We start from the raw sequence: 19,825 nt of genomic DNA, 5'->3' as shown, positions 1-19,825 counted from the left end.
TTCATCGATTACATACTGTCTAGTCAGTATTTTAAAAGGAAACATGATGAAGGGTGAACTCAAAGGGCAGGTTCTGCTGAAAACACAGACCCGTGCCCACGCCGTGAAAATGGCGGAACTGCAAGACATGCTGGGTACCGCATCGGGCAAGGACACAGCGCGCCTGGCGCTCTTTTTCGGTCCATGCGTGATGGGCGAGGCGGCGTTCGTCCAGGCGCTGGGCCTGAACCTGGACCGCGCCCTGCTGGGTGGCCATGCGATTGAGTTCGAGCGCCCCTTTGCGCCGGACGAGCCCCTGCATGTGGAAATGCGCCTGGCCGACTACTCCGAGAAAAACGGCATGCAGTTCGGCACCATAGAAACCCGCTTCACCACACCCAACGGCGAAGAGATCCAGCTTCAGACCACGACGTTCATAGAACGCATGGCCGCTTAAACCCCAGGACCAGACATGACACCCATTGACCAGGACATCGCCAAGGTTTCGCGCCGCGCCATCGTTCAGTACGCCGGCATCGTGCAGGACTTCAACCCCGTTCACTACGACGACGAATTTGCCCGCAAGTCCGGCCTGCCGGGCGCCATTGCCCAGGGCCCGCTGACCCTGACGCTGGTGCTCGACGCGCTGGTGGCAAAGCACGGCGCGGACAACATCGCCGGCATCAAGACTCGCCTGAAAGCGCCGGTGGTTCCTGCCGACCAGTTGCATCTGGCCGTTGACGCGCAGGGCAATCTGTCGGCCAGGGTCGAGGGCAAGGAAGTGCTCAGCGGCACGGTGCAGTTGAAGGATTGATGCCATGAATATCAGCACTGCGACCGAACCCACAACCGCCGCCGAGCGCGGCGAATTCATCCGTATCAGCGAGCCCGAGCCGGGCATCTGGCTGCTGCGCCTGAACCGTCCCGAAGCCATGAACTCCTGGAACGCCCGCATGCGCAGCGAACTGGCTGAGGCCATGGAGGAAGTTTCCATGTCGGATGCGCGCGCGGTCATCATCTGCGGCGACGAGCGCGCCTTCTCCGCCGGCGAAGACGTGCGCGGCATGGCTGGCCTCACGCAGGGCGGCACAAAGAAGTTTCGCGCCGTCGCGCGCCAGATTCATTCAGCGTTCGATCTGATCGAGGCCATTGAAGTGCCTTTCATCGCCGTGATCGAGGGCGTGGCGGCCGGCGGCGGCATGGAGCTGGCGCTGAGCTGCGACTTTCGCATCGCGGGGCGCGCCGCGCGGCTCGGCCTGCCGGAGTCCAACGTCGGCCTGATCCCCGGATCGGGCGGCTGCTCACGCCTGGTGCGCTGCGTCGGAGCCGCGCGCGCCAAACAGATCGTGATGCTCGAAGGCGTGATGAAAGCCGAGCGCGCCAACGAGCTCGGCCTGCTCACCAGACTCGTCGATGCCGGCCAGGAGATGCAAGCCGGCATGGAGATGGCGCGCCAGTTGGCGGCCAAGGCGCCTCTTGCACTGGGCATGGCCAAGCTGGTCATCAACACCTGTGCCGATGTCGACCTCGAAACCGGACGGCGCCTGGAACGCATCGGCCAGAGCGTGCTCAAGAAGAGCGCCGACCATGCCGAGGGCGCGCAATCCTTCATCGAAAAACGCAAACCCCAATGGACGGGCGCCTGATGGCGAACCCGGTGCCACCCCAATCCAACCAACCACCGCCAACAGGAGAGTGATATGACCGATGCCGCCGTGATGGGACGCCCCACGACCCAGATCTACAAGGAACACGACCCGGAATTGCCCGATGAGTTGCGCACCTTGCTGATCCGGGTGATGTCCAAGCACCTTGAGAACGCAACCAATCCTCACTACGACAAGCTGCTGATCAAGCTGTGGGACCGCTGCCTGACGCTGGCACCCGACCCGGAGAGCAAGCGCCTGCTGGCCAAGCTGATGATGCAGGAAGTCGAGCATGGCGTGATCACGGCCAACATCCTCAAGGGGCTGGGCGTGGACAAAGTCGAAATTCCGATTGAGCAGTACCTGTTCAATATACCCATCGACACCTGGTGCGACCTGTGCTACTTCCACGCTTTGGGTGATCGCGTCGGCATGTACGTGGGCGAGAATTGGGGCGATGTGCCCTATGAGCCATTGCGTTCGGTGGCGCCACGCCTGCACCGCGACGAAACCTTCCACGCCACGCTGGGCTACCAGAACCTCACCGCCCTGTGCCAGACACCCGAAGGCTTGGCCGAGGCGCAGGTGTTGATCAAGAAGTGGTGGCCGGCCGCGCTCGACATGTTCGGCACATCGGCATCCCGCTTCAGCGAGAAGTACGTGCGCTGGGGCATCCGCCAGGCCGGCAATGAAGAGCTGCGCAACCAGTACATCACCGACACCCGGCCCATGCTGGAGCAGCTGGGCTTGGTGGTGCCTGACGACAAGGCAAATCGCCAGTTCCTGTAATCCATTTTCACGCCTTCACAACAAGAGAGGCGGTGGCATGGTGCCAACCGCCTCCGGCAGTCCCCACCAAACCTCATTGAGGAGACAAAAATGTTCAGAACAGTTTCAGCACTCGCGGTATCGGCCGCCATTGCACTTGCTGCGTTCAGCGCCAGCGCGCAGGACATGCACCGCTTTGCCATCGCCAACGACTTGAGCGGCCCCTCGTCTTACCATGGCAAAACCTATGCGGCGGGCTTCAACACCTACCTCAAGGAAGTCAACGAAGCCGGAGGCGTCGGCGGCAAGAAGGTCGAACTGCTGCAGGAAAACGCCGAGCGCAATGTGCAAAAGGAAGTCGGCTTCCTGCGCAAGTTCGCGCAGCAGGACAACGCGCTGGCCGCCATTGTCGTGACGACCGACGGCCTGTTCGCCGCCAAGCCGATGTCGGATTCGTTCAAGCTGCCCATCATGGGCATTGGCGTGCCGGAGCTCGCCACCAACCCTTCGCACCCCTGGGTTTTCAACATCTTCGCGAGCTACCAGGACACGGTGTTCGCGGCGATTGACCATATCTTCGCGACCGACAAGGACCCGAAGATTGCGGTGATTTACCCCGACAGCCAGTACGGCCTCGAAGCGCTGCGCGCGGCCGAAACGCGCATGCAAAAGTACAACAAGCCCCTGGTCGCCAAGGTGGTGATGGCCCTGCGCGAGACGGATGCAACAACGCAAGTGCTGGCCCTCAAACAAGCCGGCGCCAAGTACGTGATCGTGCAGCTCGCGGGCGCCCATATCGCCGCCGTCCTGCGCGACGCGGACAAGGTCGGCCTGGACGCCATGATCATTGCCACCACGCAAGGCATGGACCGCGAGCCCGACTTGATCCTGGGCCAGGCCAATGGCGCGAACCTGGCCAAGCGCTTCCTCGGCGTCGGCCCCTGGGCCAAATGGAATGAAACCGCCATCCCCGGTGTGGTCGCCATGCGCAACGCCGTGAAGAAATACGACAACACGCCCGACGACAAGCTGGGCGACGTGATGTATTCGAACTTCGTGCAGGGCTACGTCAACGCCATGGTGCTGGTTGAAGCCCTGAAGAAGGCCGGCCCCAACCCCAACGGCGAAAAGATCCGCGACGCGATGAACCAGATCAAGGACTTCGACACCAAGGGCATCACTCCGCCCCTCACCTTTACGGCCGACCGGCACAAGGGCACGAACGGCGTGAAGATCTACCGCATCAACGTCGAGCGCAAGGTCTACGAGCCGATCGGCGGCTGGGTGACCGCGAACTGACCCGAGCTTCCATCTTTAATCGACTGACACCCTGGGGTTGTCCATGGATCTGTTTATCCAGCTATTGCTGACGGGCATCGCTCTGGGGAGCGGTTACGCGCTCGGTGGCCTGGGCTTTGTGCTCATTTACAAGGCCACCGGCGTCTTCAATTTTTCGCACGGCCAGCTGACCATGGCCGGCGCGTATTTTTTCTATATGTTCCAGGTGCAGCTGGGCCTGCCACCCTGGTGGTCGGTGCCGGCTGCCGTGGTCAGCATGTTCGTCGTGGGCCTGGCGATCGAGCGTCTTTGCCTGCGCCGCATGGTCGGCGAGCCGGCCATTGCCATCATCATGCTGACGATCGGCCTGGGCTCGCTGCTGCGCAATCTGGTGGGCCTGGTCTGGGGCACGCAGCCGCAAGCGCCCGTGCCGCTGTTCGAGCCCGGCGCCATCATGATCGCGGGTTTTCAGGTGCCGCGTGTCTACATGTGGACGCTGGTGAGCGCAGCCGTCCTCATCGCGGCCTTCGTCGTCTACTTCCGCAAGTCCTCGCAAGGCATTGCGATGCGCGCCGTAGCCTTTCATCAGGACCACGCTTCGCTCTCGGGTATTTCCATCTACCGCGTGTTCGCGCTGTCGTGGGGCCTGGCGGGCGTGATGGCGGCGATCTCCGGCATCCTGATGGTGCAATTGGTCGGGCTGGATCTTTCGATGGACGCGCGCGGGCTGTCGGCCTTCCCGGCCGCGATCCTGGGCGGCATCGACAGCATCGGCGGCGTGATCATCGGCGGGCTGATCATCGGCGCGGCCGAGTCGCTGGCCGGTGGATACCTCGATCCCTACCTCGGCGGCGGCGCCAAGGAAGTGGTGGGCTACGTCGTACTCCTGCTGATTTTGATGGTGCGCCCCTACGGCCTGTTTGGAACCCCGGAGATCAGGAAGGTATGAGCAGCTTTGTTTTCTACCGCAACTACCGCCTCAGCTACCTGGAAGACCGGTCGCTATTCCACGGCTTCCAGAATTTCTGGACGCGCGCCTGGCTGGTTCTGGGCATGACGGTCGTGCTGGCGCTGCCGCAGTTTTTGCCGCAGTACTGGATTTACACGCTTAATCTCGCCGCTATTGCCGTGATCGGCGCGCTGGGGCTCAATGTGCTCACGGGTTATGCCGGACAGATCTCGCTGGCGCATGCCTCGGTGCTGGCCATCGGCGCCTACACCACGGCCTACCTGGCGAAGATGGGCGTGCCCTTTGTGCTGGTGATTCCGGCCTCGGGCGCCGTTGCGGCGCTGGTGGGTTGCCTGATTTCGCTGCCCGCCTTGCGGCTCAAGGGCTTGTACCTGGCGCTGGCAACCCTGTCGTTCTTCGTCATCGTCGACTTCGCGATCCGCAAGGCAGAGTTCCTGACCGGTGGCGCAGCCGGCACGCACGTGCCGCCGCCCACGCTGGCCGGCTACACGTTAGCGGGCGACAAGTCGTTCTATTACCTGTCCATCACGCTGGCCGCGCTGTGCGCGATTTTCGTCGGCAACCTGCAACGCACCTGGGTGGGCCGCTCGCTGATGGCCGTGCGCGACAGCGACATCGCGGCCGAGATGGCGGGCATATCGGTGTTTCGCACCAAGCTGCTGGCGTTTGCGATGGCGTCCTTCCTCGGCGGCATGGCGGGCAGCCTGCTCGGTTATTACCTGCAGTTCATCAACCCGGACAACTTCGGCCTGTCCGTCTCGGTCGCATACATCGCGATGATCATCGTCGGCGGCATGGGCAGCGTGACGGGATCCATCCTGGGTGCCGTGTTCATGACGCTACTGCCCGAAGTGCTACGCGTCAGCGTGCATGGTCTGTCCAAGGTGCTGCCAGCGCTAGACGTGGCCTCCAAGGGTGCGTTCGTCGAAGGCGCGGTCTACGGCCTCGTGATCATCCTGTTCCTGATGTTCAAGCCCGAAGGCATTGCCCGCTTCTGGCGCGACACGCTCACTTATTTCCGCACCTGGCCCTTTGGTCATTAAGCGCCTTCAATCATGGCCATCAGCCTCGTCACCCCATGAGCTCTGCAACGAAACCCCAAGCGCCGCTGCTCGATGTTCGCAACATCGAAGTGGTCTATCACGGCGTCGTCTTTGCCGTCAAAGGCGTCTCGCTCACGGTCGCCGCCGGCCAGGTCGTCACCCTGTTCGGGCCCAACGGCGCGGGCAAGACCTCGCTGGTACGCGCTATCTCGCGCCTGCTGCTGTCGGTCGAGGCTCAGATCCGCTCTGGCAGCGTCACCTTCGACGGCGCGGCGCTCGATGCGCTGGCGCCGCACGAGATCGCACGTCGCGGCCTTTACCAAATTCCCGAAGGCGGCAACGTCATCAAGGAACTGACAGTGCGCGAGAACCTCATGCTCAGCCAGTTTTGCCGCGAAAGCCGCGCGGGACTGGCCGATGACTATGCCCGCGTGGTGGATCGCTTCCCGATTCTCAAGACACGCGAGTCGCAGCTCGGCGGCTACCTGAGCGGCGGCGAACAGCAGATGCTGTCCATGGCCAAGGCGCTGCTGGCCAAGCCGCGCCTGCTGGTGCTCGACGAGCCGACGCTGGGCCTGTCGCCCATGCTGGTTCAGGAGAACTTCCAGGCCCTGCGCGAACTCAACCGCGACTTCGGCATTGCGATCCTCGTGATCGAGCAGAACGCCAAGGTCGCGCTGGACATCGCCTCCTACGGCTATGTAATGGAAAGCGGCCGCGTGGTCTACGACGGGCCGGCCGAGGCCCTGCGCGAGAACCGCGAAATCCAGGAGTTCTACCTGGGCCTTGAAGGCGGACTGAAGAAGAGTTTCCGCGATGTCAAACACTACAAGCGCCGCAAGCGCTGGCTCTCTTGAAGGGCGGAGACTTCTCATGAGCACCATGATGGACAAACACCTCCCTTCCAACTGGGACAGTCGCGGCGAAATTCTTTCGTTCCTGCCGCGCCTGGACGAGGCCCGCCTGGGCGAACCGCTGCTGGACATCAGCGGCCTGTCGCTGCGCTTTGGCGGCGTCAAGGCCGTTGACAAGATGAACTTGGACGTCAAGCGCGGCGAGATCCACGCGCTGGTCGGCCCAAATGGCGCGGGCAAGAGCACCATGCTCAACTGCATCTGCGGCTATTACCGGCCCTGGGAAGGCTCGATCCTGATGGACGGGCAGCAGATCGTGGGACGCCGGCCGGACCAAGTGGCCCAACTCGGCGTGGCCCGCGTGTTCCAGCGCATCGAACTGTTCCGTCGCATGACGGTGCTGGAGAACATCCTCGTGGGGCGCCACCGCTTCATGAAGGGCGGCGTCCTGTCCAGCGGCCTGTTCTGGGGCGCGGGCTACCGCCAGGAGTCGGCTCACCAGCAGAAAGTGGAAGAGGTCATCGAATTCCTGAACCTGCAGCATGTGCGAAAGGCGCCCGTGGGCAGCCTCTCGTACGGCCTGCAAAAGCGCGTGGAAATCGGCCGCGCGCTGGCCGCCGAGCCCCAACTCCTGCTGCTCGATGAACCCGTGGCCGGTATGAACCTCGAAGAAAAAGAAGATGTGGCGCGCTACCTGCTCGACATCCGCGAAGAAGTGGGCCTGACGATCGTGCTGGTGGAACATGAAATGGACGTGGTGATGGACATTTCGGACCGCGTGACGGTGATGAGCTTCGGCTGCCGCATTGCCTCGGGCACGCCTGATGTGGTGCGCACCGACCCGGAAGTCATCCGCAGCTACCTGGGCGCCTGAACACCATGACCTCTCAAACAGTCAACCCCCACGCAAGCGGCCGCGGCACGACCTTGCCGCAACAGCTTTGGCGCAACGCGCAAGCCCACGGCGATGCGCCGGCCATCCGCGAGAAGCACCTGGGCATCTGGCAGGAAGTGTCGTGGAGCGGCTATCTCCAGCACGTTCGGCTCTTCACGCTGGGCCTGATTGTCCTGGGCCTCAAGCGCGGCGAGCCCGTCGGCATCCAGGCGGAGAACTGCCAGGAGTGGCTCTACAGCGACCTGGCCGTGCAATGCGCGGGAGCCATCGTCACCACGATCTACCCCACCAGTTCCACCGAAGAGGTGCGGTACATCCTGGGTAACTCGGGCGCGCGCTTTGTGATTGCCGGCGACCAGGAGCACCTGGACAAGGCGCTGGAGCTGCAGGCCGACGGCTTTCCGATCGAAAAGATCATCATCTTCGACCCGCGGGGCGCCGGCGAACACCGCGGCGGCCTGGTGCTGTCGTACAAGGATGTGGAGGCGCTGGGCGCCCAGCTGGATGCGCAAGACCCCAAGCGCTTCGAGGCCCTGGTCTTCGCCGTCAAGCCCGGCGACGTTTACGACATCATGTACACCTCCGGCACCTCGGGTATGCCCAAGGGCGCGATGTGCGTGCAGAGCGGGCCGGTGGAAGGCGCGCGCTCGATGCTGCAGGTGCTGAGCATGGGCAGGGGCGACTCCTGGCTGTCCTACCTGCCGCTGTCGCACGCGTTCGAGCGCATCATGACCATCGCCGTGCACCTGTCCTCAGGCTGTGTGGCCAACTTTGCCGACAGCATCGACACCGTGCAGGCCGATGTGGTCGAGATCCAGCCCTCCGTGTTCGGCGCTGTGCCGCGTATCCTGGAAAAAGTCAAAACCAGCGTGGACATCCGCATGGGCAAGTCGACCCGGCTCAAGCGCGCGCTGTACCGCTGGGCGCTCGGTGTCGGCATGCGCCGGGTGGCGCGGCAGCGCAAGAGCGTAGATAACTTCACGCCGGCAGCACCGCGCCAGGCAGTCGGCTTCGACGCGGTGCGCCCGGTCGCCACGCAATGGACCTGGCGCGACCGCGCGGTGCACGCCGTGGCGCACTTCCTGGTCTATCGCCACCTGCGCAAACACATGGGCTTTCTGAACACGCGCTATGTGATCTGCGGCGCAGCGCCCATGTCGGCCGAGCTGTTCGAGTACTACATGGCGCTGGGGGTGCCCATCATCAACGCCTTCGGCATGACCGAGCTGCACAACATCCCCAGCGCCTCGATGCCGGGCCACGACGTGCGCGGCACGGTAGGCCATGTGCTGCCGGGCTGGCAGGCGATGAAGACGGAAGACGGCGAGCTGCTGCTGCGCGGTCCAATCGGCTTTTGCGGCTACCGCGGGCAGGAAAACAGCGTCCTCGAGATCAAGGATGCGCTGGGCTGGCTGCACACAGGCGACCTGTGCGAACTCTACGACAACGGCTACATCGCCATCGTCGGGCGCAAGAAGGACGTGCTCATCACCAGCGGCGGCAAGAACATCTCGCCCGAGCTGATCGAAAACAAGATCAAGGCCAGCCCCTATATCAGCGAGGCCATGGTCATCGGCGATGCGCGGCATTACCTGACCTGCCTGATCGAGCTCGACTTTGACGCCGTGGGCGACCTGCTGCAATCGCGCGGCATCGCCTACACCACGCTGCGCGACATGGCGGCCAACCCGGTGGTGATCCAGCTGGTGGAAGCGGAGATCGAGGTGGCCAACCAGACGCTGGCGCGCGTGGAAACCATCAAGAAATTCGCCATCATCCCGCGGGATCTGAGCCATGACGACGGCGAGATGACGCCCACGCGCAAGGTCAAGCGCGGCCAGATGGAAAAGCAGTTTCGCGAGCTGATCGACGCCATGTACGACGAGACACCACGCACCGGCGCACCGGCCAACGGGCCCGCCAGGGCAGCATGACGCCATGCTGATCCGACTTGAAAACTCAGGCCGCGAATTCGAGGCCGCGCCGCTGGAGTTTTTGCTCGACGCGGCCGAGCGCGCCGGCTTGACCCTGCCCTATTCCTGCCGCGACGGCATCTGCGGCACCTGCAAGGCCCGGCTGAGCTCGGGCAGCGTCGACCACGGCTTCTATGCCAGCGCGGCGCTGACGGAAGAAGAGCGGGCCCAGGGCTACTTCCTGATGTGCTGCAGCAGCGCCGAGACGGACCTGGTGGTGGACGTGCCGGTCGAAGAACTGGGCTTCTCGCCCGGCCCCGTCAGGCTGTCCTGCCAAGTGCGCCGCATCGAGCGGCCTGCAGACGATGTAGCCATCGTGCAGCTCGGCCTGCCCACCGGCGTGACGTTCCGCTTCCGGGCCGGGCAGTATGTCGAGATCGTGCTGGACAACGGCCTGCGGCGCAGCTTTTCCATTGCAAACGGGCCGCACGATACGGCCACTGTAGAGCTGCACATCCGCCACGTGGCTGGCGGCCGCTTTACGCCTCAGGTGTTCGGGCAGCTCCGGGAAGGCGATCCGCTCACCGTCGAAGGGCCCAAAGGCGGCTTTTACCTGCGCGACGAGCATCGGCCCGTGATCCTGCTGGCCAGCGGCACCGGCTTCGCGCCGATCAAGTCCATGGTGCTCGACGCCCTGCGGCGCAGGCTGCAGGGGCCAGCCACGCTGTACTGGGGCGGACGCCGCCCGCGCGACCTGTACATGATGGACTTGCCGACCTTTTGGGCGCACAAGTACCCCGCGTTCCACTTTGTGCCGGTGCTCTCGGAAGCCGATCCTGCGGATGCATGGACGGGACGGACGGGATGGGTGCATGAGGCCGTCATGGCGGATTTCACTGATCTGTCCAACCACGATGTCTATGCCTGCGGCGTCCCCGCGATGGTGGAGGCCGCCAGCCGGGACCTCGTGGCGCGATGCGGATTGCTCCCGGAGCGTTTCTTTGCGGACCTGTTTCTCACTGCGGCCGACCGCGCGCAAGCGACGACCAAGGCCTAAGCGATCATCAATAGAACACGAATGGTTATCCTGCCGAGTCAAAGCTCTGTCGTTCAGTCCGTCCCGAGCGCTCTTCATCCGATAGGCCATGAGCTTCCTCAGGACTGGTCAGCACTGCGCGCCCATCTGAATCAGCATGGTTTTGATTTGGATGTTTCTGAAGCTCCTCGTCAGTTTTCAGGCGGCTTTGGAAACCTGAACTACCTGGTCATGATGAATGGCCGCGAATGGGTACTGCGCAGGCCGCCTCCAGGCAACATCCCCCCCGGTGCGAACGACATGTTGCGCGAATTCACCATATTAAAAAACTTATGGAAAGCTTTTCCACTCGCGCCAAAAGCTATCCACTTTTGTGCTGACACCGCGATCCTCGGAGCTCCTTTTTTGATCATGGAATACCGGCGCGGGCTTGTCATCGGGGGATCGCTACCTGAGTTTCGTCCAGTTACCGAAGAAGAACGTGCCATGCTCGGCAGGCGGATCGTTGACTTGCTGGCGGATTTGCATTCCGTAGACGCCGAAAGCGTCGGCCTGTCAAATCTGGGCCGACCTGAGGGCATGCTGTCCCGAATGGTCGAGGGTTGGGAAAAAAGAGCAAATCTTGCCTATGGTGCAGATACGCCCAAGGGCATAACCAGGACCGCGCACTGGTTGCGAAATCGGATACCGATACAGCAGCCTACCTGCCTGTTGCATAGCGACTTTAAACTCGACAATATCATTCTCGATCCAGTGTCGCTGGAGCCCCGTGCGCTCATTGACTGGGACATGGGCACGCGCGGCGACCCCATGGTCGATCTGGCCACCTTGCTGAGCTACTGGAGCCAAGCGGGTGACCCCGAAGCGATGCAAAAACTGGCGCAAATGCCGACCGCCCAGGCCGGTTTTCCGACCCGTTCCAACGTACTCGAAATTTATGCGCGCCGAACAGGCGCAGATCTTTCCTCATTCAAGTTTTATCGTGTGTTGGCCATGTTCAAACTGACCGTTGTATTCATGCAGCTTCATGCCAAATACCGCCGTGGCGAAGTAGCAAACGAAAAGTATGAAGCTTTCGGCCCGCTATCTATCGGCCTACTCGACTTTACGGAGGCAATTGCTTCCGGTGCCTTGCATTGACCTGATCAGGAGACCCCGTGATTGATTTTTCCATTGAGCCAAGTGATGCGGCGCTTCGAGACCGCGTACGATCGTTTGTCGAGCAGAAAATAATTCCTTATGAACGAGACCCACGACTTACCAGCCATGGACCGACCGATGAACTCAGGATCGAGTTGAATGCACTGGCGCGCGAGGCCGGACTGCTGGCGCCGCACGTAACAAGCCACTTCGGCGGCCTCGGTTTGAGCCATGTGCAAAGAGCATTGGTATTCGAAGCCGCCGGTTACTCGACGTTAGGACCAATTGCACTACATTGTGCGGCGCCCGATGAAGGAAACATGCACCTTCTTGAAATTGTTGCGGACCAGCGACAAAAGGAAAGGTTTCTTCGTCCGTTGGCCCGAGCAGATATTCGATCCTGCTTTGCGATGACAGAGCCTCATCCCGGTGCGGGTTCAGATCCCAGCCAGTTGGCGACGCGCGCAGATCGTGACGGCGACCATTTCGTTATTAGTGGCAATAAGTGGTTGATTACCGGCGCCGACGGTGCCGGCTTCATGATCGTCATGGCCAGGGCATTTGACGACGCGGAGGAACTTGGCCCAACAATGTTTCTGGCATCGATGCCAAACGACGCAATCAAGATCAGCAGAATCATAGGATCCATGGACTCCAGCTTCACTGGCGCCCATGCGCAAGTCGAATTCGCCGGGCTGCGCGTCCATCGTGATGATGTGTTGGGCGAAATTGGGGAAGGCCTGCGTTATGCACAGGTAAGACTGGCCCCAGCCAGGCTCACACACTGCATGCGTTGGCTCGGTGCCGCGACGCGCGCGCACGACATTGCGACCGAATATGCCACCAAACGGCGGGCTTTCGGCTCGACGCTCATTCGCCACGAGGGTGTCGGTTTTATGCTGGCCGATAACGAAATCGAGCTGCATATGTGCCGTCTGGCGATTCTGGATGTTGCATGGCGGCTGGACAAAGGAGATCCTGGCCGCCATGAATCAAGCATGGCAAAGGTTTTTGTATCTGAAGCGCTGTTCCGTATTGCCGATCGTTGCATGCAGATACTGGGTGGACTAGGCGTCACACACGACACACAAGTGGAGCGAATTTTCCGGGAAGTTCGTACTTTCCGCATCTATGACGGCCCATCTGAAGTGCATCGGTGGGCGATTGCGAACAGATTGGCGCGTAAGCAGGAGGCATTGTGATTCCAGCTTATTTCGATCTGACAAACAAGGTTGCTGTGGTCACTGGCGGTGGTCGCGGCATCGGCCTTGCCATTGCGCAGGGACTTGCGGACTGCGGCGCGACATTGATCATTTGCGGCCGAAATGCCGAAGTGCTTGAACAGGCTCGTTCCGCTATTGGCGGTGATGCAGTTACAGCGATCGTCGATGTGGCTGATGAGTCTACAGTGGTATCTCTGCGAGACAATGTCCTGGAGCAGTTTGGCAGGCTGGATATCCTGGTGAACAACGCCGGCATCGACCCCCACTATGGGTCACTCGAACGAACCGAAACGGCGGAGTGGGAAAACATCCTGAAAACCAACCTGGACGGCGTGTTTTACTGTTGCAAGCATTTGGGTGAATTAATGATTCCTGCAAAGGGCGGCTCCATCATTAATATCAGTTCAGTTGCGGGGAAGGTTGGTTTGAAGCGTCAGGTTCCTTATTGCGCTAGCAAAGGCGGCGTCGAACAATTGACTCGTGCATTGGCGCTTGACTGGGCCGAACATGGCATTCGCGTGAATGCCATCGGATATGGATTCATTAAAACGGAGCTAACTTCTGCGATGACAGGGCATCCCCACATTGCCCCCAGACTGCTTGCGAGGACACCACTCGGCAGGTTTGGGGATATATCCGAAGTGGCGGGAGCAGCAGTATTCCTTGCTTCACCAAGCGCTTCCTATGTCACAGGGCATACGCTGATGGTCGATGGCGGATGGGCAGCAGCATGAAGCCAAAGCAATCAATTCTCTCGGCACCATGGTGGATTGACCGGCTCTGACGCATCCATCGTGTTGCCCCGAATGCTCGCGCAGGCTACCACTTACCAAGGAAGGAAGACTATGACGTTCGAATCAATCAAGCTGGAAGTATCGGAAGACCTGGCAATACTGACACTCAACCAGCCAAGCAGCCGCAATGGGTTGACCGTAGTGCTCCAAAAGGAGATGCTGGCGGCACTCGAACAGCTGGGCACGCAGGACGCTGTCCGAGCGCTGATACTGACCGGCGCAGGACGGTCATTTTGTTCAGGCGGCGATCTCGGCGAGCTCGACAACAGACGCGGCAGCGGGGTTTCGGTCGGGGAAAGCGTTGCGAAGATGATGGCGGAAATCTCCAACCCGCTGATTCTCGCGCTGCAGAATCTGCCTATGCCGATTGTTTCCGCGGTCAATGGAGCGGCTGCGGGCGCTGGCATCAGCCTTGCGTTGGCTGCAGACATCGTGGTGGCAGCACGTTCCGCCTTCTTTCTTACGCCGTTCCTGCCGCGCCTTGGCATCGTGCCGGACCTGGGGACGACCTGGTTCTTGCCGCAGCGTGTGGGCCGCGCGCGTGCCATGGGGCTGATGCTGCTTGGGGATCGCCTTCCCGCCGAGAAGGCGGCCGAATGGGGGTTGATCTGGTCTTGCGTTGACGATGGCGCGCTGATGGAGGAGGCAAGGAAGATTGCCGGCCAATTGGCAAAAGCGCCGGCGCACAGCGCTCTGGAAGCACGGCGCGCCCTTGATGCGGCCGGCAACCAGGGGCTGGCCGCGCAGCTTGACTATGAAAAGGAACGCCAGCGTTACCTGCTGGATTTGCCTTCTTTCAAGGAGGGGGCGCAGGCCTTCTTTGAAAAAAGAGAGCCGATTTTCAAGAAGTGAGGTTTTACTCAGGCTCGGGTACCGGACGGACCATCTCCTAGTGGATTACGCCGAGTCGGCGCGCGATAGCGACGGGTGCGTTTGCGTGCTGTGTAAAGAGGTCGCACACGAAGATGAAGCTGAAAGCAAGCGCCACGGCGTTGGCAAGGCCATGTCTTTACTCGCTCTTCGGCTTTCCATTTAATGCTTGAAGGAGAAAGAATCTTGTTTCAAGGTGAAACCATACAAATCTCGAAGCTCGACGAAGGGTTTGTTGAACTCTGCTTTGACCGGCGTGGCGCCACGGTAAACAAGCTTGACAAGCTGACTACCGTTGAGTGGCGCGAAGCGACCAAGATCATTGCAGGCACGCCAGGTGTGCGAGGCATATTGGTCACCAGCGCGAAGGACGCGTTCATTGCAGCCGCCGACATCAACGAGTTCGGCGCCACGATCAAGCTGCTCCCCGAGGAAATGATGGCCGCCAACCTCCGAACTAACGACGCGGTGAAGGCGTTTGAAGACTTGCCGATACCGACCGTGGCCGCCATTAATGGATTTGCCTTGGGCAACGGGCTGGAGGTTGCGTTATCGGCGGCCTTACGTGTGATGTCGACAGCCGCACAGGTTGGCCTGCCTGACGTGAGCCTGGGAGTGGTTCCCGGTGCCGGCGGCACGGTACGGCTGCCACGGGTCGCCGGAGCATTGGTGGCGATCGAATGGATCGCCTATGGAAAGCCAAGCGAAGCGGCGGCGGCGAAGGAGGCGGGGGTTGTTGACGAAGTGTGCGCGCCCGAAGCATTGCGCGAGACTGCGCTCGCTGTATTGCGAAAGGCGGCAGCCGGCGAGATCGACTGGCGTGCGCGCCAGGCGCAAAAGCGCCAGCCTCTGCCGCTTAGCGCCGATGAAGTGCGCGCCTTGTTCGAACCGGCCAAGGCCAAGGTGGCTGCAAGCAGTCCCAAGCATCAGCCGGCGGCCCTGGCCGCGGTGGAGTTGATGGAGCAAGCGGCCGGCAAGGATCGGGCGGGAGCGCAGCAGTTGGAGTGCAAGGCTTTTGTGCGTATGGCGAGGACGCAGGCAGCGGACTCGCTGGTGCAAGCTTTCCACAATGATGAACTGCTCAAGAAATTGTTCCGTCAGCACGCGCAAAGCGCGCGCCCGCTGAAGCAGGGGGCGGTGCTTGGCGCAGGCATCATGGGTGGCGGTATTGCCTACACCAGTGCATTGCGTGGGACGCCGGTGTTGATGAAAGATATCGCCGAGAAGCAATTGGAACTGGGCACATCTGAAGCAGCCAAGCAGCTTGCCAGGCAAGTCAAAGGCGGGCGTCTGACCCAGGAGAAGGCCGATCTGGTCTTGGCTTCCATCAAGCCCCAGCTCGACTACGAGAATTTCGACACGGCCGACGTCGTGATCGAAGCCGTGGTCGAGAACATGAAGGTAAAGCATGCCGTGCTGTCGGAGCTCGAAGGCGCCGTGCGGGAAGACACCATCATCGCGTCGAACACTTCCAGTCTGCGTATCGACGATATTGCGGTGCCGCTGAAGCGGCCGGAGAACTTCGTTGGCATGCACTTTTTCAACCCGGTGCCGGTGATGGCCCTGGTAGAAGTGATCAAAGGCGCCAAAACCAGCGACGTGGCGGTTTCCACGGCGGTCGGCTATGGGCTGGCAATGGGCAAAACCCCGATTGTGGTGAGAGACTGTCCTGGCTTTTTGGTGAACCGGATATTGACGCCTTACCTCCGATCCTTCCTGCAGCTGGTGGCAGATGGCGCCGACTTCGTGCAAGTTGACCGTGCCATGGAAGCATTCGGCTGGCCGATGGGTCCGGCGTATCTTGAAGATGTGGTCGGCATGGATACCGGCAGCCATGTCGTCGACGTCATCGCGGCAGGCTACGCAAACCGGATGCCGCCTCTGGCGCATGACGCGCTCAAACTGATGGTCGAGAATAAGCGCTATGGCCAGAAAAACGGGATTGGTTTTTACCGCTACGAAACCGATCCCGCCGGCAAGCCGAAAAAGTCATTGGCCTCCGATACGTACGACTTGCTGGCAACGCTACAACCTGGCGGACGCCGCGAGTTCAGCGACGAAGAAATCATTGAGCGCATGATGCTGCCGCTGCTCGTTGAATCTGCGCATGCATTGGAAGACGGCGTGGTATCGACGCCGGCCGAACTGGATATGGCGTTGCTATTGGGGATTGGTTTTCCGAAGTATCTTGGTGGCGCGCTCAAATATGCCGACTGGCTGGGTCTAGACCAGGTTGTCCGCCTGAGCGACAAGTATGCGCATCTGGGGGCGCAGTATTGCGCAACAGACACCATGCGTGAGATGGCGGCGAAAGGCAGCACCTACTACAGCGCTCAAGAACGGCCCAATCTTAACGGTCCAACCTATGTTTAGGAAATATCATGAAAATCGATAAATCGCTTTCAGCGATCATTGCCGGCGGGGCTTCCAGCCTTGGTGAAGCCACTGCGCGCCGCCTGGCCGTGCACGGCGTCAAGGTGGCGCGCTTCGTCAAGAATAGCGTGTCCAAGCTGGATTTGGCATCACTAACATTTGAGAAGGAATGAAAATGGCTGAGGCATATATTGTTGCTGCTGCAAGGACCGCCGGCGGACGCCGAGGCGGACGGTTGTCAGGCTGGCATCCGGCTGATCTTGCAGGAAAAATTCTTGACGCGCTGGTTGATCGCACCGGTATCGACCCCGCTCTTGTTGAGGACGTGATCATAGGGTGCGTCAGCCAGGCAGGTGAACAATCAACCAATATCGCCCGCAATGCGGTACTCGCGTCGAAGTTGCCGGAGTCGGTCCCGGGTACGTCGGTCGATCGACAGTGCGGATCGTCGCAGCAGGCGGTTCACTTTGCGGCCCAGGCAGTCATGTCTGGTGCGATGGATGTTGTGATTGCCGCCGGCGTAGAAAGCATGACGCGCGTACCGATGTTCATGCCAAGCACACTACCGCGGAAAAATGATCTCGGCTACTATGTGAGTCCGGCGATACAGCGACGTTATCCAGGCGTACAGGATTTCAGTCAGTTCACTGGCGCCGAGATGGTCGCCAAAAAATATGGACTTTCCAAGGATATGCTGGACGGCTATGCCTACGTCAGTCATCAACGCGCTATCACAGCAACCCATGAGGGACTATTCAAAGAGGAAATCGTACCGGTGGAAGTGCGCTTGGCGGACGGTTCAGACTCTGGTGAGCCGCATACCATGGATGAGGGTCTCCGTTTTGACGTGACGCTTGACGGCATCCGTGGTGTAAAGCTCATCCAGGAAGGCGGAATGATCACGGCGGCGACTTCGAGTCAGATTTGCGACGGCGCTTCAGGCGTAATGATCGTCAATGAGAAGGGATTGAAGGCACTGGGCATTCAGCCTCTTGCGCGTATACACCACATGACGGTGATGGGCCACGACCCGGTGATCATGCTGGAGGCACCGGTTCCGGCAACGATGCGGGCATTGCAGAAATCCGGCATGAAAATCGACGAGATCGACCTATTTGAGGTGAACGAGGCATTTGCCCCTGTTCCCTTGGCGTGGTTGCAGGCGACTGGCGCCGATCCTGAGCGCTTGAACGTCAATGGCGGCGCCATTGCCCTCGGCCACCCTCTGGGCGCATCGGGCACCAAGCTGATGACGACGCTTGTTCATGCCCTGAAGAAGTGCAACAAACGCTACGGTCTGCAGACAATGTGCGAGGGAGGCGGCATGGCCAATGTAACGATTGTCGAAAGACTGTAGGGCGGCGGCAGCCGGGTGAAGCGCTGGATAGGCAAACGCGAGGTTCGCGCTATGCCTGCTTGAGGATGGGCTCCTGGGGGGGCGGCGTCGAACGCATGCCACGCTACCCGAGGTGATGTCTCAAAGGCCAGGCCCATGCGTAGCGCGCCATGAACAGCCGCAGCACCGTGCCATCGGCGTCCGCCAGGCGCCGCCGGTACACGTGCAGGATGCCGTAGCGCAGCACGGTCACCGCAAGCGCCGCCGCGGCCCGCAGCGCCAGGCCCAGGGTTTCCACATGCCGGTACAGCATTGCCACCACGATCACGATCAGCGGGCCGGCCGCATGCAGCGTGGGCCGCGCATGCCGCATGAAGCTGTGGAGCAGCTGCGTTTCGACCCAGGCCTCACGCGGGCTCATGGGCCCTCCCGGTATTGCCGGGGTGGCGTGCGTCATCGCGCGTCATCCTTTTTCCGTGGCGAAGCTGTTCATGAACCCCATTTTCCCTCCGGCGCCGGGTGGGCGGAAGAAGAAGAGGGCTGTTCTTCAGCTTACGGAAATCCGCTGGGGCTTTGCCCAGCAAGGTCTTCTTAAAGACAATGGCTCAGTGTTTTTTCATTTCGGCGCGGCTGCGTAAGGGAAAAGGTCTAGAGCCTTTGCCCGCCGGCCTTGCATCAACCTGCGGCTTGTGACGATGGCCGGCTGTTGTTCGCGGAAGACGGCGCTTCCGGGCCATCGCGAAGCCAGCGCTACAAGCGCATGCCGTAAGGCCCGAGCTTTTCCGCCACCATGCTGACGGCCCGGTCCAGCAAGCGGTCCAGCCCGTGCGCTTCCCAACTCTTCTCATGGCCCGAATCGGCGCGCCGCACGATGTACAGCGTCGACTTGAGCGGGTGCCCCGTGATGCGTTTGGCCGCCAGCCGGCCGGCTTCGAGCTCGCGCGCGACCGAGCCGTAAGGCATGATGCTGCTGGCCTCGCCCTGCAGCACCAGGTCGCGGATCGCCGCGATCGACTGGACTTCATAGGTGACCTTGAGGTCCGCCAGCGGCACGCCCGCGGCGCGCGCCAGGATGCGCCGGCCTATGTCGCGCCGCGAGCCCAGGGCCAGCTTGCTGCCCAGCACCTCTTCCATGGCCACCTCGGCCGGCGCTTTTTTCCTGCCGGCCGCGGTCACGAACAAAATCTCTTCCTCCATCACCGCCGTCAGCAGCAGGCCGGGGCGCGGCTCTATTTCATAGGCCAGCGCCACGTCGAGTTCCTCGCGCTCTATCGCATCGGCCAGAAAAAAGCTGGGCCCTTCGACCAGGCTGAAGGCCAGGTCCTCAAAATCGCGCTCGGCCAGCAGCTGTATGCCGGTGCCCACCAGCAGCGTGAGGCTGGTCGTCAGCCCCAGCGACACCGGCTCGCGCGCGGCCTGGTGCAGCTGGGTCACGTCCTTGCGCGTCTGCTCAATCTGCTCAAAAATCTGGTTGGCCCGGGTATAGAGCAGCTGCCCCGCCACCGTGGGCTCCACACCGCGCGAATGCCGGTGCAGCAGGGTCACGCCCAGTTCGGCCTCCAGCTCGCGGATGTGCAGGCCCAGCGCCGGTTGCGCCACATGCAGTTTTTTGGCGGCGCGCGTGATGTTGCACAGATCCACCGCCGTCACAAAATAGCGAAGCTGTTTGAGGTTCAAGAATCCTGTCTCCTGCACTTCCCGCGTTCA

At 61.3% G+C, this 19,825-nt stretch carries 21 protein-coding genes; 19 read left to right on the top strand and 2 right to left on the bottom strand.

From position 1 onward, the window contains the following. The first annotated feature begins 46 nt into the window (after nt 1-46). The 18 genes from ACFQND_RS02210 (at nt 47) to ACFQND_RS02125 (ending at nt 18,139) form a co-directional block, all read left to right on the top strand. Complete coding sequence (locus ACFQND_RS02210; protein ID WP_371438010.1) at nt 47-436, top strand: FAS1-like dehydratase domain-containing protein; 390 nt, start codon at nt 47-49, stop codon at nt 434-436. A 15-nt stretch (nt 437-451) separates the two neighbouring features. Next, a complete protein-coding gene (locus ACFQND_RS02205; RefSeq protein ID WP_371438009.1) occupies nt 452-793 on the top strand; it encodes a MaoC family dehydratase in 342 nt (113 codons plus the stop codon). A 4-nt stretch (nt 794-797) separates the two neighbouring features. Then, complete coding sequence (locus ACFQND_RS02200) at nt 798-1,625, top strand: enoyl-CoA hydratase/isomerase family protein (RefSeq protein ID WP_371438008.1); 828 nt, start codon at nt 798-800, stop codon at nt 1,623-1,625. Nucleotides 1,626-1,679: 54 nt separating this feature from the next. Further along, complete coding sequence (locus ACFQND_RS02195) at nt 1,680-2,414, top strand: Phenylacetic acid catabolic protein (RefSeq protein WP_371438007.1); 735 nt, start codon at nt 1,680-1,682, stop codon at nt 2,412-2,414. A gap of 90 nt (nt 2,415-2,504) precedes the next feature. Then, nucleotides 2,505-3,692 (top strand): ABC transporter substrate-binding protein, encoded by a 1,188-nt coding sequence (locus tag ACFQND_RS02190; protein WP_371438006.1) that lies wholly within the window; start codon nt 2,505-2,507, stop codon nt 3,690-3,692. A gap of 43 nt (nt 3,693-3,735) precedes the next feature. Further along, complete coding sequence (locus tag ACFQND_RS02185; protein ID WP_371438005.1) at nt 3,736-4,620, top strand: branched-chain amino acid ABC transporter permease; 885 nt, start codon at nt 3,736-3,738, stop codon at nt 4,618-4,620. Continuing rightward, complete coding sequence (locus ACFQND_RS02180) at nt 4,617-5,684, top strand: branched-chain amino acid ABC transporter permease (protein WP_371438004.1); 1,068 nt, start codon at nt 4,617-4,619, stop codon at nt 5,682-5,684. Before ACFQND_RS02185 ends, ACFQND_RS02180 begins: the two co-directional genes overlap by 4 nt. Nucleotides 5,685-5,719: 35 nt before the next feature. Then, nucleotides 5,720-6,541: an ABC transporter ATP-binding protein gene (locus tag ACFQND_RS02175; protein WP_371438003.1), complete on the top strand. Its 822-nt coding sequence runs from the start codon at nt 5,720-5,722 to the stop codon at nt 6,539-6,541. A 16-nt stretch (nt 6,542-6,557) separates the two neighbouring features. Continuing rightward, nucleotides 6,558-7,412, top strand: coding sequence for an ABC transporter ATP-binding protein (locus tag ACFQND_RS02170; RefSeq protein WP_371438002.1), 855 nt, complete (start codon nt 6,558-6,560; stop codon nt 7,410-7,412). Between the two features lie 5 nt (nt 7,413-7,417). Next, complete coding sequence (locus ACFQND_RS02165; protein WP_371438001.1) at nt 7,418-9,367, top strand: AMP-dependent synthetase/ligase; 1,950 nt, start codon at nt 7,418-7,420, stop codon at nt 9,365-9,367. Nucleotides 9,368-9,371: 4 nt separating this feature from the next. Continuing rightward, on the top strand, nt 9,372-10,403 hold the full coding sequence (locus ACFQND_RS02160) for a CDP-6-deoxy-delta-3,4-glucoseen reductase (protein WP_371438000.1): 1,032 nt from the start codon (nt 9,372-9,374) through the stop codon (nt 10,401-10,403). Nucleotides 10,404-10,424: 21 nt separating this feature from the next. After that, the gene (locus ACFQND_RS02155) at nt 10,425-11,522 is read left to right on the top strand and encodes a phosphotransferase family protein (protein WP_371437999.1); all 1,098 of its coding nucleotides are present in this window, start codon (nt 10,425-10,427) and stop codon (nt 11,520-11,522) included. Nucleotides 11,523-11,542: 20 nt separating this feature from the next. Continuing rightward, nucleotides 11,543-12,724 (top strand): acyl-CoA dehydrogenase family protein, encoded by a 1,182-nt coding sequence (locus ACFQND_RS02150; RefSeq protein WP_371438020.1) that lies wholly within the window; start codon nt 11,543-11,545, stop codon nt 12,722-12,724. Further along, on the top strand, nt 12,721-13,479 hold the full coding sequence (locus ACFQND_RS02145) for an SDR family NAD(P)-dependent oxidoreductase (RefSeq protein WP_371437998.1): 759 nt from the start codon (nt 12,721-12,723) through the stop codon (nt 13,477-13,479). Before ACFQND_RS02150 ends, ACFQND_RS02145 begins: the two co-directional genes overlap by 4 nt. A gap of 36 nt (nt 13,480-13,515) precedes the next feature. Continuing rightward, nucleotides 13,516-14,391 (top strand): enoyl-CoA hydratase-related protein, encoded by an 876-nt coding sequence (locus ACFQND_RS02140; RefSeq protein WP_377412153.1) that lies wholly within the window; start codon nt 13,516-13,518, stop codon nt 14,389-14,391. Between the two features lie 204 nt (nt 14,392-14,595). Next, nucleotides 14,596-16,782 carry a fatty acid oxidation complex subunit alpha FadB gene (fadB, locus tag ACFQND_RS02135; RefSeq protein ID WP_371437996.1) on the top strand — a complete coding sequence of 729 codons (2,187 nt, stop codon included), beginning with the start codon at nt 14,596-14,598 and terminating at the stop codon, nt 16,780-16,782. A gap of 8 nt (nt 16,783-16,790) precedes the next feature. Next, nucleotides 16,791-16,955: a hypothetical protein gene (locus ACFQND_RS02130; RefSeq protein WP_371437995.1), complete on the top strand. Its 165-nt coding sequence runs from the start codon at nt 16,791-16,793 to the stop codon at nt 16,953-16,955. A 2-nt stretch (nt 16,956-16,957) separates the two neighbouring features. After that, complete coding sequence (locus ACFQND_RS02125; protein ID WP_371437994.1) at nt 16,958-18,139, top strand: acetyl-CoA C-acetyltransferase; 1,182 nt, start codon at nt 16,958-16,960, stop codon at nt 18,137-18,139. A 103-nt stretch (nt 18,140-18,242) separates the two neighbouring features. Here the strand turns inward: ACFQND_RS02125 and ACFQND_RS02120 are convergent, their stop codons facing one another. Next, a complete protein-coding gene (locus ACFQND_RS02120; RefSeq protein ID WP_371437993.1) occupies nt 18,243-18,539 on the bottom strand; it encodes a hypothetical protein in 297 nt (98 codons plus the stop codon). Between the two features lie 70 nt (nt 18,540-18,609). On the opposite strand from ACFQND_RS02120, the gene ACFQND_RS02115 reads away from it, so the two are divergent. Further along, nucleotides 18,610-18,756 carry a hypothetical protein gene (locus ACFQND_RS02115; protein WP_371437992.1) on the top strand — a complete coding sequence of 49 codons (147 nt, stop codon included), beginning with the start codon at nt 18,610-18,612 and terminating at the stop codon, nt 18,754-18,756. Between the two features lie 112 nt (nt 18,757-18,868). Here ACFQND_RS02115 and ACFQND_RS02110 read toward each other — a convergent pair whose 3' ends face one another. Then, a complete protein-coding gene (locus ACFQND_RS02110; protein ID WP_371437991.1) occupies nt 18,869-19,795 on the bottom strand; it encodes a LysR family transcriptional regulator in 927 nt (308 codons plus the stop codon). Nucleotides 19,796-19,825: the final 30 nt, after the last annotated feature.

Origin of the sequence: Polaromonas aquatica (genome assembly GCF_042659145.1) — a bacterium.
Taxonomy (GTDB): domain Bacteria; phylum Pseudomonadota; class Gammaproteobacteria; order Burkholderiales; family Burkholderiaceae_C; genus Polaromonas; species Polaromonas aquatica.
The sequence above is the reverse complement of the archived record's forward strand: the minus strand, read 5'-3'. Positions and strand labels throughout refer to the sequence as shown.